Here is a 255-nt window from a genome sequence, read left to right as displayed (position 1 = left end):
GAAACTAAAGAGGAATCGGGTATTGATATTGAAGTTCTGAAATTCTGTGGAATATTTCAAAATGTGAACAAATCAATCTGTAATACGCTGTTTTTGGCTAAGCCAATAGGAGGAAAATTAACAACTTTATCAGAGAGTCTAGAAGTAGGGTTCTATCCTATTGAGAAAGCGTTAGAAATGGTAACCGTGGGAAACTTTAAGCAAAGAATTGAATACTGTCTTGATAATAGCAAACACCCATTTTATATTGAATTT

General features: G+C 32.9%; 1 protein-coding gene. It reads left to right on the top strand.

From position 1 onward, the window contains the following. Nucleotides 1–255 (top strand): NUDIX hydrolase (locus tag ACQCT5_RS23035; RefSeq protein ID WP_499645420.1); only part of this gene is annotated, 255 nt, incomplete at both ends.

Origin of the sequence: Sutcliffiella halmapala (assembly GCF_050107295.1) — a bacterium.
GTDB lineage: Bacteria > Bacillota > Bacilli > Bacillales > Bacillaceae_I > Sutcliffiella_A > Sutcliffiella_A halmapala_A.
Note: the sequence above shows the minus strand (reverse complement) of the source record. Positions and strands in the feature narration are given on the sequence as shown.